Source organism: Gallaecimonas kandeliae (genome assembly GCF_030450055.1).
GTDB lineage: Bacteria > Pseudomonadota > Gammaproteobacteria > Enterobacterales > Gallaecimonadaceae > Gallaecimonas > Gallaecimonas kandeliae.
Genome location: NZ_CP118480.1, coordinates 1,451,854 through 1,465,245, shown reverse-complemented (window position 1 = coordinate 1,465,245; position 13,392 = coordinate 1,451,854). Strand labels below are relative to the sequence as shown.

Annotated in this window: 10 protein-coding genes; 1 reads left to right on the top strand and 9 read right to left on the bottom strand. The window is 64.2% G+C overall.

The features are described 5' to 3' along the window. Positions 1-14 precede the first annotated feature (14 nt). Positions 15-3,557, bottom strand: a complete 3,543-nt coding sequence (locus tag PVT67_RS07160; RefSeq protein ID WP_301499220.1) for a transporter substrate-binding domain-containing protein — start codon at positions 3,555-3,557, stop codon at positions 15-17. Positions 3,558-3,559: 2 nt separating this feature from the next. Next, the gene (locus PVT67_RS07155) at positions 3,560-4,165 is read right to left on the bottom strand and encodes a response regulator transcription factor (protein ID WP_301499219.1); all 606 of its coding nucleotides are present in this window, start codon (positions 4,163-4,165) and stop codon (positions 3,560-3,562) included. 115 nt (positions 4,166-4,280) lie between these two features. Here PVT67_RS07155 and PVT67_RS07150 point away from each other — a divergent pair, with 115 nt between their 5' ends. Next, positions 4,281-4,754, top strand: a complete 474-nt coding sequence (locus PVT67_RS07150; RefSeq protein ID WP_301499218.1) for a Mut7-C RNAse domain-containing protein — start codon at positions 4,281-4,283, stop codon at positions 4,752-4,754. A 26-nt stretch (positions 4,755-4,780) separates the two neighbouring features. On the opposite strand, the gene PVT67_RS07145 is transcribed toward PVT67_RS07150, so the two are convergent. From PVT67_RS07145 to PVT67_RS07115, 7 genes are all read right to left on the bottom strand, one after another. Next, positions 4,781-5,230 (bottom strand): host attachment protein, encoded by a 450-nt coding sequence (locus PVT67_RS07145; RefSeq protein WP_301499217.1) that lies wholly within the window; start codon positions 5,228-5,230, stop codon positions 4,781-4,783. Positions 5,231-5,388: 158 nt separating this feature from the next. Next, entirely contained in the window at positions 5,389-8,004 is a 2,616-nt protein-coding gene (locus tag PVT67_RS07140) for a plasma-membrane proton-efflux P-type ATPase (protein WP_301499216.1), read from the bottom strand. 90 nt (positions 8,005-8,094) lie between these two features. Further along, positions 8,095-9,300: an amino acid permease gene (locus PVT67_RS07135; protein ID WP_301499215.1), complete on the bottom strand. Its 1,206-nt coding sequence runs from the start codon at positions 9,298-9,300 to the stop codon at positions 8,095-8,097. Positions 9,301-9,416: 116 nt separating this feature from the next. Further along, positions 9,417-10,982: a GGDEF domain-containing protein gene (locus tag PVT67_RS07130; protein ID WP_301499214.1), complete on the bottom strand. Its 1,566-nt coding sequence runs from the start codon at positions 10,980-10,982 to the stop codon at positions 9,417-9,419. Positions 10,983-11,057: 75 nt separating this feature from the next. Further along, complete coding sequence (locus PVT67_RS07125) at positions 11,058-11,942, bottom strand: diguanylate cyclase (RefSeq protein WP_301499213.1); 885 nt, start codon at positions 11,940-11,942, stop codon at positions 11,058-11,060. A gap of 116 nt (positions 11,943-12,058) precedes the next feature. Then, a complete protein-coding gene (locus PVT67_RS07120) occupies positions 12,059-12,568 on the bottom strand; it encodes a hypothetical protein (RefSeq protein ID WP_301499212.1) in 510 nt (169 codons plus the stop codon). Beyond that, positions 12,565-13,338: a substrate-binding periplasmic protein gene (locus tag PVT67_RS07115; protein WP_301499211.1), complete on the bottom strand. Its 774-nt coding sequence runs from the start codon at positions 13,336-13,338 to the stop codon at positions 12,565-12,567. The genes PVT67_RS07120 and PVT67_RS07115 overlap by 4 nt, the downstream gene beginning before the upstream one ends. Positions 13,339-13,392 lie beyond the last annotated feature (54 nt).

Genomic DNA, 13,392 nt, shown 5'->3' with positions numbered 1-13,392 from the left:
AGTGCTGCGGCGCCTCAGCCCTTAAGCAAGGCGTCCAATTCCCGGTCCAGTGCGTCCAAGGCCGCCAGCAGGGCCGCTCTGGGCCCATCCGGCTCCCCTTCCCCGGCGCAGGCCAACTCCAAGGCTTCGCAGCGGCTCACCAGTTGCCCGGCCTGCACCATCCTCGCCGCCCCCTTGATGCGATGGGCCAGTTCGGCCAGGGCCTGTCTGTCGCCGCCGGCCTCAACCAGCGCCAGGCAGTCCTTGTGGTTGGCGTCCTTCAATGCCAGCAGCAGCGCCTTCAGCCGGCCCTCGTCATGGGCCATCAACTGGCGCAACACCCTGATATCCAAAAGGGAGGCCGCATCTCTGGCCGCTTGCAGTTGGGCCAGGCAGCCATGAAGGTCGGCAAGGGCTATGGGCTTGAACAGGCAATCATCCATGCCCGCGTCCAGGCAGCGCTGTCGTGCTTCTGGCTGGGCGTTGGCGGTGAAGCCCAGCAGCAGGCAGGGAGCCAGCCCGGCTTGGCGCTCCTCCGATCGGATGGCCCCGGCCAGCTCAAAGCCGTTCATCTTCGGCATGTTGCAGTCTGTTACCACCAGGTCGAAACCGCCCTGGCGCCACAGGGCCAGCCCTTCTTCGCCGTCCACGGCCAGGGCAACCCGATGCCCCAGTATCGCCAGTTGCTGGCCCAGTAGCTGGCGGTTGACCGGGTGATCGTCCACCACCAAGACCTTCATGGCCGCCAAGGGCGGCAGCGCACCTTCTTCCTCGGGGCCACGCCCCTTCCCGGCCAAGGCCGGTAAGGGCAGCACCACCTTGGCCCTGGTGCCCCTGCCCGGCTCGCTGTCCAGCGCCAGACTGCCCCCCATCATCTGGCAGAGGGTGCGGCTGATCATCAGGCCAAGGCCGGAGCCAGAACCCTGGTTCCCCACCTGGCTGAAGGCGCTGAACAGCTTTTGCTGGTCGGCCTTGCTGATGCCGATGCCGGTGTCACTCACCGCGAGCTGCAGGGTGAAATCCGCCCCTTGCCCCTGGCCGCAGGCCTCGAGCCTGACTTCGCCGGCTTCGGTGAACTTGATGGCATTGCCGACCAGGTTGAAGAGCACCTGCTTGAGGCGCAGGGGGTCCACCTGCACCGTCGGCAAAGGGCTGGCTTCGAGCACCAGGTTCAGGCCTTTTTGCCGGGCCAGGCCCTCAAAGACCCGGATGATGCCAGCCAGCAGGGGTTGCAGCTCGGTCGGCTTGGGAAAGAGATCCAGTTGCCCCGACTCGATGCGGGAGATATCCAGGATGTCACCCAGCAGCGCCAGCAAGCCCCGGGCCGAATCATGGGCCAGCTCCAGGGAGTCCCTATCGGGCTGCCCTACCCTGGCCCGGCGCAGCGCCAGCTCCAGCATGCCGAGAATGGCGTTCATGGGGGTGCGGATCTCGTGGCTCATGGTGGCCAGGAAGGTGCTCTTGGCCTTGTTGGCCCTGTCCGCCTCTTCCTTGGCGCGGCTCAGCTCAGCCACCATGGCCCGCCTGTCGCTGATGTCTATCCAGCCGCCGATCACGCCCTGGGCCTGGCCCTGGGCGTCACCATAGGGCTGGAACCACTGGTAGATGAAGGTCTCCTTGCCGTTGATGCAGACAACCCTGTCCAGCAGCATGGCCTCGCCACTGGCCAGCACCGCCTGGTGGCTTTGGCGTATGGCCTGCTCATCCTGGGCAGACAGCCTGCCCAGGCCCACCCTGTCCGAGCCCATGGCCTCCTGGCGGCCGATGCCCAGGAACGCCAGGTAGCTGTCGTTGCAGATCACCAGGCGCTGCGCCCTGTCCCTGGCGTAGATGGGATGGGGGGTACCGTTGATCAGGGTGTCCATGAAACGCAGTTGGTCGTTCAAGGCCAGCTCCGCCTTGCGCTTGCGGGCTATCAGGCGCCGCAAGGCGAGGTTCCAGGCGGCGGCGGCCAACATCAAGACCAGCACCACGGCGACAGCGCTGATGATGACGCTCATGTAATCCCGCCAACTGCTGGGGGGCGGGGCTATGTTGCTGCGCCAGCGGTTGATGAGGACGCTGAGTTCCTCCGGCGAGATATTGAGCAGGGCCTTGTCCAGCACCGCCTTCAACAGGGGTTCGTCCTTGCGCACCACAAAAGACAGGTGCTGCCCCTCGACCTCGGGCAGGGCCACCATCTTCAGGCTATCGCTGAACTGGCGGGCAACATAGAAGCGGGCGGAATTCAGTTCCCTGATGGTGGCGTCGGCGTCGCCTTTGCTGACGGCCACGAAGCTTTCACGGATGGTGGGGGTCAGGCGCAGCCGGATCTCGGGGTGGTGCTCCTGAAACCAGGGCACCATCAGGACCCCCTGCGGCAAGGCTAGGGTCTTGCCCTTCATGTCGGCAAGGGCGCTGGGCTGGCCCTTGCCTTGGCGGGTCACCAACACAAAGGGCAGGCCCAGGTAGGAGCGGCTGAAAAGAAACCGCTGGCGCCGCTGGGCCGTGGCGCCATAATCTGCCGCCATGTCCAAGACCCCGGCCTGCAGATCCTGGACGCCCTTGGGGATCTTGTCGTAGGGGTGGATCTCAAAGTGCAGCCCCGTCATCACGCCGATCACCGACAGCAGGTCGGATGTCACACCGTGGTAGTTACCGTCCTCACCGATATAGGAGATGGGGGCAAATTCCGAACTCACCCCTACTTTGACCAAGGCGTGTGCCGCCACCCAGGCCTGCTCTTCAGGCGTCAGCGCCAGCCTGGCGCTCCGCAGCACGCCACCGCCGCTCCAGCGATCCTGCAACGTCCGCAGTTGCCCTGCCGGTATGGCAGCCAGGGCCTGGTTTACCAGCCTGAGCAGGCGCGGCTCATCCTGGCGCAGGGCAAAGCCAAAGCCCTGGGTGGCTCCCTGGGTCGCCACCAGCCGGGTCACCCTGACCTCGTTGGGGTAATAGCGGTTGCTGAGGTAATAAGCGGAAACGGCATTGGCCAACATGGCATCGGCCTTGCCCAGCGCCACAGCAGACAGGGCATCCAGCGGTGAAACAAAGGGTTGAAGCCTGGCCTTGGGGAAAAGGCGCTTCACCTGTTCCTGATCCAGATAACGGCTGTTGAAGGCCAGGCGCTGCCCGGCCAATTGGTCATCCAGCCCCACCCAGTGGCCCATGGACCTGACCAATACCGGGTTGTCTTCCACGTAGGTACGGCTTACCACCAGCCCGGGCTGGGCAAACGCCAGGCTGTTGGCCGTACCCATAAGATCGATGTCCCCGGCCACTAGCCCTTTTACCAATGCCTGGCGGTCAGGATAGACCTTGACCTGAATGCCCAGGCCCAGGGCTTCGGCCACCACCCCCAGTACATCGGCGGTCAGCCCCTCGTATTCGCCCTCCGTGTTCAGCATTTCGAAGGGGTCTATGTCCGGCTTGGCCACCCCCACCAGCAGCTGCTTTTTCGCCGCCAGCCATTGCCTGTCTCCATCGCTCAGCGCCAGGGGAGCGGCATCGAAATGGGCCCTGGCCAGGAGCCTTGGCACCTGGGCGGCCGCCAGGGCCGGGGCCAGTACCAGGCATAGCAGCAGCCAGCCCAGCCTCATGGTCAATCCAGCCCCTGGCGCTTGGCCAACTCGAGGAGTTCCACCAGGTTGCTGGTACCCAGTTTCAGGTGCAACCTGGCCTTATAGGTACTGATGGTTTTCTCGCTGAGCAGCATGGCGTCGGCGATCTCCCTGTTGGTCGCCCCCCTGGCCAGTTGCCGCAGCACCGCCAGCTCCCTGTCGGACAGGCTGGCCAGTTGCTGCTGCTCCGAGCCGGCCTCGGCCGGCGGCAGTTGCGGGAAATAGCTGTAACCGGCCAACACCGCCTTGACGGCGTCGGCCAGGCCGTCCAGTTCCGCTTCCTTGGACAGGAAGCCACCGGCCCCCAGTTGGCGGCAACGCTGGGCCAGGTGCTGCGGCGGCTGGGAGCTGAGAACCAGCACCTTGGGAGGCCTCTCCTGCTCCAGCAGCCTCGGGATCAAGGCCAGGCCATCGAGTTTGGGAATACCGATATCCAGCAGCACCAGATCCGGGCCCTGGTTGCGGACCTGCTGCAGGGCATCGACGCCGTTGTCGGCTTCCAACACCAGGTGGCCGCCCTGTTCCAACAATACCCTCACCGCCAGCCTTACCACGGGATGGTCGTCGACCACCAACACCTTGCCCATTCACCCACCTTCGTCTTAAGGGCCGAAATTCAGGAGATCTGCCTGCAAAAACAAATAATAACACCAGCCGCCCGGGCCTGGGCGGCCATGCCCTTCAGGCTTCTACACTCAAGACATGGATAACGAGCCCCTCTTCCTGGCGGACGCCATGCTGGGCCGGCTGGCCCGCTGGCTGCGGGTGCTGGGCCTCGACACCGCCTTCGATCCCGCCCTGAGCGATGCCCAACTGGTGGCCAAGGCCAACAGGGAAGGCCGCTGGCTGCTCACCCGCGACGCCGCCCTGTTAGCCGAATTGCGGCCAAGGCTGGGGCGCTATGTCTACAGCCAGAAGCCACTGGAGCAATTGGAGGAAGTGATAAGGGGATTCAACCTGGCCAAGCCGAAGGCGCTCTTTCGCCGCTGCCTGATCTGCAACGGCCTCTTGGCCTTTGCCACCGAAGAACAGGTCCGGCAACTGGCCCCACCCAGCGCCCAGGCGCTGGGTGGGGCCTTTCTTTACTGCCGCCACTGTGGCCGCCTTTATTGGCCAGGCTCCCATACCAGGCGGATGGAAGAAACCCTGGCCAGGCAGTTCCCGCTGTGGTTCTAAGCGGCGGGCTACCGCGCGGGCACCGCCTAGAGCGGTTGCCGCCAGAACTTGGGTGGCAGGTGCTCGGCTATCTGGCCGGGCAGCAGGCGGGTCAGTTCCTTGTCCAGGCTAAGGCTCACCAGGGCGCTGGTGGCCGGGCTCAGGGCGCTTCGCAACTGTCCCAGGAAGCGAGGCGCCGCCACCAGCAAAAGCCGGCCATAGGCCTTGCCCTGGCGGAACGATTCCAGCTTATCCCCTATTTCTTTGGCGAAGACTTCGGCTTCGTGGTCCCGGCCGTGGGGGTCGGCATCCACGCTGTAGACGGCGTTACCGCCATGGCTGCGCACCATGCCGGACCTGTCGCTGCTGATCTCCTTTTCCCTGAGCCGGGAGGAGGGATGGGCCAGGGTCTCCAGCTCCTGTAATTCGCCCTTGTCACTGACATCGAAAATACGTGCTGTGGCACTGTCGGCCACGACAACCCAGGTCCCCTTCATAACGGCCCCTTAGTGGTATAGACGAACCTTAAGTATAGCCTAGCCCCTACGAAGGCAAATCCGACAACACCTTTCAAATCAACAAGTTGAAAATACACTCCGGGTCATAACCCTGCTTTGGCGCAACAGGCCCCCGCCCAAACCGGCAGGGGCAGGCCTCAACTGCCGTTGTGGTTGTTGGCCAGCAGTACCCGGTAGGCCACCACCTTGATGACGTCATTGACCAGGAACCAGATCATCGCATAGCCCCAGATCAACAGCGCGTTGACCCAACCTATGGGCGCCACGAAGACGCCGTAGACGGCCAGCAGGGTGCCGACGATCTCGGTGCCGAAGGTGGCACCAAACAGCAGCGGCGACGGCCAGGGCCGCTGCCAGAACCAGCCCTCGGAGCGGGTGATATAAAGGGTGCTGTGGCCGGCGACGATGAGCTTGAGGAACAGCAAGGTGCGCACCGTGTCCTCGGGCAGCCCCCATTTCCTGAGCAGGAAGAACAGCACGAAGGACGCCACCACCCCCGCTATGCCCAGGAGGCTCGAGATCAGCAGCAACTCGTGCATCCGCCACCTGACCGGCTTGTCATGTACCTTGGTGTTGTCATAGGCGATGGCCAGGATAGGGATGTCGTTGAGCAGCGCCAGCAGGATGATCATCAGCGCCGTGATGGGGTAGAAATTGAACACCAAGATCGACAGCGTCATGAAGAGGATGATGCGGATGGTCTCGGCGATGCGGAAGGTGGCGTAGCTCTTCATCCTGGCGAAGGTGATGCGGGCCTGGCGCATGGCCTCGTTGATCACCGACAGCCCAGGCGCAGTCAGTATGATGTCCGCCGCTGCCCTGGCCGCGTCCGTGGCGTTGGCCACGGCGAAGCCGCAGTCGGCCTTCTTGAGGGCCGGGGCGTCGTTGACCCCGTCGCCGGTCATGGCGACGATATGGCCCCCCTTCTGCAAGGTGTCGACGATGCGGTATTTGTCCTCGGGCACCGCCTCGGCAAAGATGTCCACCTCCTCGATCATCTCGATGATGGCCGACTCGTGGGTATGGAGAAATTCCCGCTCCAGCAGCCTTGTGTCGTAGAGGGCGCGCACCTCTTTCATGACATCGGCGGCGAAGGCCTTGGCCTCCTTGAGGGGCACATCCCCCTTGAAACGTTGATAGAGGGCGGCCGACAGGGCCTCGGCCAGGCCCAGCAACTCGCTGGAGGCGGCGCCGCTGAGCTGATCCGACACCAGCAGCCGCTGTTCCAGGCCCAGGCGCCGGCCTATCTCACGGGCTATGGCCTGGTTGTCCCCTGTCACCATCTTGACCTTGACGCCACAGCCGTGCATCTCGTCGATCACCGCTTTGGAATCGTCCCGGGGCGGGTCGAAGAGGGGGATGAGCCCAAGCAATGTCAGAGGGCCCTCCCCCTGCTGCCTGGCTACCGCCAGGGTGCGAAAACCCTCTCCGGCCAGGGTTTCCACCTTGGCCCGCAGTTCGGCCGAGGCTTCCTCGGACAGCTCGGCCAGGGCCAGCAACACCTGGGGTGCGCCCTTGATGGCCTTGAACTGCTGCCCCTGGTATTCCACCAGGGCCTCGGTGCGTTTTCGCACCGGATCGAAGGGCGTGAAAGCCAGCTGCCGGTAGTCCTGCCAGGAGGGGGCGCCAACCAGCTGCGCATAGTAGCTGAACAGCGGCACCTCTATGGGGTCCTGGTTCTCGGCCCTGGAGGCCAACAGGGCGTGAAGGAAGAGATCCGTCTCGGAGAAACCCGGCAGCAGCACCGGCTCGGCCACCTTCATCTCGTTGCAGGTCAGGGTGCCGGTCTTGTCGGTGCAGAAGATGTCCACCCCGGCCAGCTCTTCGATGGCGGTGAGCTGGGAGACGATGGCCTGGCGCTTGGCCAGGTTGACGGCCCCCACCGCCATGGTCACCGACAACACCGCCGGCAGCGCCACCGGAATGGCCGCCACCGTCAGCACCAAGGCGAAACGGGCTATCTCCAGGAAGGGCTGCTGGCGGAACAGGGCCACCAGCACGATCAGCAGCACCAGGGCCAGGGTGACGGCGATCAGGAAGTTGCCGATCTGCATCACCATCTTCTGGAAATGGCTGCGCCGCTCCAGTTGGGCCTTGGCCACCAGCTCCACCACAGTTGAAAACTTGGTGGCCATGGCAGTATTGATCACCACCGCCAGCATTTCCCCCTGCTTGACGATGGTGTTGGCGAAGGCCAGCTCTCCCGGGCCTTTGCTGACCGGCAGGGACTCGCCGGTCAGGGCCGACTGGTCCACCAGCAGGTAGTCCCCTTCCAGGAGCTGGACATCGGCGGGCACCAGATCCCCGATCCGCAGCTTGACGATGTCCCCCGGCACCAGTTCGCGCACAGGTATGCGCCTGAAGGCGCCGCCGCGGCGCACTGTGGCATCCTTGGCCAGGCGCTGCTTGAGGGCAGCCAGGGCGTTGAGGGCCCTGTGCTCCTGAAAGAAATCCAGGCCGGCGTTGACCAGCAGCATCACCAGTATGATGGCGAAGTCTTCCCACTTCTGGACGGCCGCCGACAGCGCCGCCGCCGTTTCGATCATCCAGGGGATGGGCCCCCAAAAGCGGCGCAGCAGCCGGTGCCAGAGCGGTTCGGCCTGCTCCACTATCTCGTTGAAGCCAAAGCGCGCCAGCCGCGTTGCGGCCTCGCCGTCGCTGAGCCCCTTGGCGGCCTCGACCCCAAGCTCGGCCAGGGTCTGGGCCGGCACTTGCTCGGCGTAGTCCTGGGTCTTTTTAACCTCGGTGTCCATCGAAACTCCCTGTACTGGGCTTCATCTAAACAACGCTTCTCCTGATGGGCCGCGCGAGGCGCGGCCACCGGCTTTTGTTCTTCGCCTTCGCTATTCGGACGGCAGGCCCAAGCCAAAGACCAGGGCACAGGCCAGGGCGCAACAGCCAAAGAGCACCAGCTTGCGGCGGCGCCGCTTCAGGCCCTTTTCATCCCAGGCGACCGCAAAAGCCACGGCACATTGCAGCATGTAGAAAAGGGCAAAGGCCCGGGAAGCATAGGCGATGATCTCGTTGACATTGGTGTTCCAGGTCAACATCAGGGTGATCAGCAGTATGGCCAGGTAGGCGTACCGCGGCGACAGCCGGCGGTGGACTATGTCCTCGATAAGGCCGCCGGCCCCCGAGGTATCGGCGACGGCGGCGCTGAACTGGCTGCCGATGGCGGCAATGGAGATCAGCAGCGGCAAGACCACCGCCACCGGCGTGACCATGGAGGTGATGGCCGTGACGTCGGCGGTCATGCCAGGCTGGAAGAGCACAGTCACCAGGCCGATGAAGGCCAGGTAGATGACCGATGAGATGATCTGCGCCAGGCGCATGGTGACGATGCGCTGCTCGGCAGGGTGCTCGTCCTGCAAATATCGGGAGGTTTCAAAGCCCTGCACCACGATCAGGAGTCCCAGCAGCACCCTGATGTCATGGCCGTCCACGGTGCCGTCCAGGGGGCTGAGCTGCCAGTGCCCGGCCAGCAGCAGCCGCAGGTTGTACAGCGCCAGCCCCAGCAGCAGCACCCCTATCATGCCGAGGTTCAGGCTCACGGCGTAGCTTTCCACCTGCTCCAGCTCACTGAGCCCCCGCCACATGCCGATACCGCCGATGATCAGCAGCAGCAGCGTGGTGATGCCATGGGCATAGAGAGTCCCCTCCACGCCAAAGGCCTTGAGCAGGAACACCGCCAGCAGTTGCAGGTAGTAGGTCACGGAGATGAAGTAGGCACCGGCCAGGACCATGCGCGACAACAGGGCGATGCTCTGGGCCCTGCCCCGCCGGTTCTCGATGGGCTCGAAGTGGCGGATATTGAAGCGGATGGCGCTGCCGATCAGGAAGGACAGCATCAGCAGTCCCGCCATGAAGAAGACAGCCCTGTTGCCGACGATCAGCCCCAGCAGGGGCGCGCTGACCAAAAAGCCGCTGCCCATGATGGAGGCCAGGGGGGTGACAGTGGCCTTCCAGTTCGAGGAATTGGCGAGGCGAGGGGAGAAAGCCAGGTAGGCCGCGATGGCCAACGCCGTAACGACAATCAGAACGTTGAGCATGGCGCCCCTTCCTTGAAGTTGAACCCCAGGGCGCTCATCGGGGGCGCCTGAGTCTATGACGCCTTGATATTAAAACAAAAAAGGGTCTTTACACCAATGCCGCCGGCGCCCTGCCCTCAAGATCCTGCGCTGACCACCACCTGGTCTCGGCCCTGCCCCTTGGCCTGATAGAGGGCCTGGTCGGCCGCCTTGAGCGCCGCTTTCACGGGCTCTTCCGGCCCCGGCCAGACGGCCACCCCCAGGGAAAGGGTGAAACGCACCTGCTCCACCACCAGGGCCGCCACCTGCTGGCGCAACCTTTCCGCCAGCTCCCTGGCCCCGGCCTTGGCACAGTCCGGCAGCAACATCAGGAATTCCTCGCCGCCACTGCGGCAGAGGATGTCCCCCTGGCGAGAGGCTTGGCGCATCTGTTCGGCCAGCACCCTGAGCACCTCGTCCCCCAGGTCGTGGCCGAAATTGTCGTTGACCTGCTTGAAGTGGTCGATGTCGAGGGCGACCACGGCGAAAGGTTTCTCGTTGGCCTCCAAACCCTCCAGCATCAGCTGCATGCCGCGCCTGTTGTAGAGGCCGGTCAGGGGATCGGTCAGGCTCTCCTTGTTGAGCCGCCCTATCCGCTCCTGCATCAGGCCCATCCCCTTGAGCAGGCCGCGCTTGAGCATGGCCGCCTCGTAATACCAGGAATGCACCTGGGCCAGGTGCTCGAGGGTGCTGTCCGCATCCATGCGGCTGGCACTGCCTGCCAGCTTGCGCAGGGGCCTGGCGATCAACATGGCGAAGATGCCGATCAGCAAGGCAGTCAGCGCCACCACCAGGCTGGTGTCCCAGAAGACCCCACGCATCTGCTGTTCGAGGTCGGTCAGGGTCGCCGCCAGCGGCCTTTGGGAAACGATACCCCAGCCGGTCACCGGCACTGGGGCATAGCCTGTCAGCATGGGCACGCCCCTGCTGTTGACCAGCCCTCGGCTGCCCGCCTGCCCGGCCGTGACGGCATCAATGGCAGGGTTGCCCCTGACCCGCTCGCCGATGCGGCTGGGGTCGGGGTGGTAGATGAGCCGCCCCTGGCCGTCCACCACATAGAGGTAGGAGCCGTCCCTGTAGTAATGCTCCCCCAGCTGGGTCTGGAGGCCGTTCTTTTCCTTGAGGTAGATGGCGGCGCCGATAAAGCCTTGGAAGCTTCCCGCCGCCGAGAAGATGGGCTGGGAGATCAGCAGTATCAGCCTGTCCGTGGCGGCATTATAGGGGCCAGTGATCAGCGGCCGGCGCTGCGCCAGGGCCTCGGCCACGCCATCGGTATGGACAATGCGCCCCACCAGCCCCAGGCTCTGGGGGGCATTGGCCAGCACCTTGCCGGTGGCGTCCACCACCGCCACCGAGTTGAAGGTATCGCTCTGGGCCAACAACCGCTTGGTTTCATGGTCAAGGGTTTCGCCGTCCGTCATGGCCCCCGACAACAAGGCGGCGCTGTAGGCCAGCTGGCGCTGCGCCGCACGGAAGAATTGGTCGGTCATGTCCGCCAGCTTGGCGGCGTAGACCCTGTTGGCTTCAAGGGTGTTGGCGATCAGCAGTTCCCGCTGGGCGCGGTAACTGGCGACATAGGCGTTGCCCAGGGTGACAAGGACCCCCGACAGGGCAAGGAAGAGGATAAGGTGGTGCAGCCTGAGCCGGGATAGCACTTTGGTCATGGGCAAATGTTAAGCGAAAAGCCCCCCCAGGTAATGGCCATAGCTCCGGAACTGTGGGCGCCGTCTTGTTACCGTTCAGACAGCCCACTTCACCTGATTGCGCCCCGCCTCCTTGGCCTCGTACATGGCCTTGTCCGCACAGTCGATGGCCTCCTCCACCGAACCTGTCGACGACAGCTCGGCCAGGCCGATGGAGATGGTCACCTGCAAAGAGCGGCCGGCCTCGTCGAAGGGGATGGCCTGACAGGCAACGGCGCCGCGCATGCGCTCCACCGCCCTGCCCGCTTCGTCCAGCGTCATGCCCGGCAAGCAGATCAGGAACTCCTCGCCGCCGTAGCGATAGATGCGGTCATAGGGCCTGATCATCTGCTGCAGGCGGCCGACCAGGGCGACCAGCACGGCGTCCCCCACTGTGTGACCATGGGTGTCGTTGACGTCCTTGAAATGGTCGAGATCCAGCATGGCGATAACACAGCTTTGCAGGCCCCGCTTGACCAGGGCCTGCTGCTCACGCAGGAAGGGGAGCAAGGTGCTCCTGTTCCTGGCCCCCGTCAGGGGATCGCGGTTTTGCATCATGTCGGTCAGTTCCTGCCGCAGGGCCTGGAACTCGAGGCGCATCCTGTCCAGGGCATTGTTGAACTGGTCGAAGGCGTTCGGCGAGATGGGCAGGCCGTCCTGCACCCGCTGCAGCAGCGCCCTGGCACAGACATGCATCTTCTCATGGGCAGGCCCCAGGGAATGGAAAGAGGGATGGTCGCGCAGGAAGGCCGCCGCCAGGCTTTCGTACCACTGCCCGAACAGGCAGCGGCGGTGGGCATCCTGCATCAGGTCGGGAGGATCCGGAGGCAGGTGCAGGATCAACACCCGCAGCACACTCTTATGCCACTGTTCGTGGTTGTAGAGGGCCTGGTCGAGCTGGGCTATGGCCGCCTGCAACTGCTGGGTGCTGAAGCTTTCCATGCTCAGCGCCTCCACCAAGGGAAAAAGGGTCCCGCCCATTTTAAGGCCGTCACCACAAAGGCATGCATAAGCGCTTGTCTCTCAACCGGAATTACTGGTCTGAGTGTAGCCGCAATTTAGCATTCCCTCTCAGGCGTGCGAAACCGGCCCAGAGCCCGCAGCAAGCTGTCCCTGCTATGCAGCTGGGGCAAGGTGTAGACGAAGAAGCGGCCTGATTCGCGCTGGGTATTGGGCACCAGGTCGTCCTTTTGCAAGCCGGCGGCATAGTGGCCCAGCACTTCGATGCGCAGCCCCTTGCGGTTGAGCGGGAACATGGCCTTCTCCATGACCCCAATGCCCTGCCAGGGCACCAGGTAAAAACGCCCCGGCACTTCGCTGAGGAAGTAAAGCCCCTCGCCATTGGCCACCAGGCTGGCCAGGCCGTGCCGCCAGAGGTTACGGGCCATGCCCAGCATCAGCAGCGCCAGGGCACCTTGCAGCCCCAGGCGCAGCCCTTCATTCAGGGGCAAGAGTGCCAGGCCCAAGACCAGCAGCGCAAAGCCCAGGCCCAGCAGGGCCATCACCAAGGGGGCCGGCGACACCACCAGCCTGGGCTTCTTGATCTGCTTGGCCGGCACCAGTTTCATGGCCGCTCGCCGGGCCGAGCCAGGGCCGGGTAGCGGGCATCCCAATCGGCCAGCAGCTTGTGGTACCTACCTTGGTGGTGGATCTCGGCAAGCCCCTCGTTGAAAGCCGCCAGCTTCGCCTCGGCCCCGGGAAAGGTCTTGGAAAACGCCATGTAGATGTCGGTGGTGGCGATGGAGCCCACCACCTTGACCTGGGTTTTCAGCTCGGGATAGCGGGTCTCGAGGTAGGCCATGACTCTGTCAAAGCCGGCGAAGTAAGGCACCTTGCCGTGGATAAGTTGGCGCAGCCCGAAGATGTCCCTGTCGGTGGGGCGCTGCTGGATGGCGGTATTGCCGTCGAAGCCCTCGCCGTAGCCGTAGAAGCGGGTGGTGGCGATACTTTTGCCCAGCAGATCCTGAAGCCCAAGGCCCTGCTCCGGGGAGTCGGCCTTGGCGTAGATGTAGGCGGCGGCGGAAAAGAGCGGCACCTTGTGCCACAGGTAGTCGGCTTCCACGTCGCTGGTGCGGGGGGTATCGAAGCACGCCAGCAGCTTGCCGGCCTTGACCTCGTTCATGCAGCGGACATAGGGCAGCAGCACGAAGCGGACCTGGATGCCCCTGGCGGCAAAGGCGGCCTTGACGATGTCCTCGGCCATACCCTGGGCCTTGCCGTCCTGGACACCCGAGTACGGATACCAGTCGTCCTCTGCGCCTATCACCACCTCTTCGGCATGAAGGCCGTGGCATCCGAGCCCCAACAACAACGCCAACCAGGCCATAGCACGCCGCATACATCACCCTCCACAGGGGTCACAATTGAGGGTCGCGAAGCCTGGGGTTCCTGT